Source organism: Prauserella muralis, assembly GCF_003202285.1.
Lineage (GTDB): Bacteria > Actinomycetota > Actinomycetes > Mycobacteriales > Pseudonocardiaceae > Prauserella_B > Prauserella_B muralis.
In genome coordinates, this window is the sequence record NZ_MASW01000015.1 from 1 (window position 1) to 1,019 (window position 1,019).

Consider the following 1,019-nt stretch of genomic DNA (forward strand, 5'->3'; position numbering starts at 1 on the left):
GCTTCGGTGTCGGCGATCCAGAGCCCGAGGGCGTGTTTGCGGCCCTCGACGTCTACGCCGAGGGCCAAGTAGCCGACCTTGGTGGTGACCACGCCCTTGTCCTTGATCCGCAGGCGCAGCCCGTCCACGTACAGGATGGGATACACCTCGTCCAGCGGGCGGGATTGCCAGAGTGCGATCTCGTCGACCACGACCTCGGTGACATTGGAAATCAATTCCCGCGACGCGTTCACGCCGTATACTTCGTGCAGGTGGGATTCAATATCGCGGGTGGTCATGCCACGTGAATACAGTGACAGGATCGCCTCGTCGATGTTGCCGAGACGTCGGGCGCGTTTCGGCACGATCGCGGGCTCGAACGAGCCATTCCGATCCCGCGGCACTGCGACCTCGATCGGGCCGTTCGTCGTGGACACCGTTTTCGTCGACTTGCCATTGCGTGAATTACCACTCCCGGCGCCGGCCGGGTCGCCTTTCTCGTAGCCGAGGTGATGTGTCATCTCGGTTTCCAGCGAGCGCTCCAGCACGGCCTTGGTCATGCGATTCAGCAATTCCTGGGCACCCAACGCGCCGCCATTGGCGTAGGCGTCTTTCACCAAAGCATCAAGGGCCTCCGATGACAACGCGCCGGCGAGCGCCTTACCGGCCGCGGAATCCCCAGCCTGAGTAGGTGTGTTCTCGGTCACAGATGGATCCTTTCTGGATCGCGTCGGGCAATCCGATCTTGGTCCATCCGCGGCTTACACAGTTGTCATGACACGGCCCCACCTGGAACGCACCTACGGCACCGAGCTGTCCCACGAGACGATCTCCAAGATCACCGACGCCGTCGCCGACGAGGTCACCGCCTGGCAGTCGCGGCCGCTGGAGGAGATCTACCCGATCCTCTACCTGGACGCGTTGGTGGTGAAGGTCCGCGACGGGCACCAGGTGCGCAACCGCTGCGCACACATCGCCGTCGGGGTGGATCTCGAGGGCGTCAAGCATGTGCTGGGGATCTGGGTGCAGAGCAGCGAGGG

Annotated in this window: 1 protein-coding gene and 1 pseudogene; one reads left to right on the forward strand and one right to left on the reverse strand. The window is 63.4% G+C overall.

Translation table 11 applies throughout. The features are described from left to right. The coding region (locus BAY60_RS36040; protein ID WP_425466515.1) for an IS256 family transposase at positions 1-686 on the reverse strand (686 nt) is incomplete at its 3' end. Positions 687-765: 79 nt separating this feature from the next. On the opposite strand from BAY60_RS36040, the pseudogene BAY60_RS36045 reads away from it, so the two are divergent. Then, positions 766-1,019 (forward strand): annotated as a pseudogene (locus BAY60_RS36045) (transposase); the annotation flags it as partial.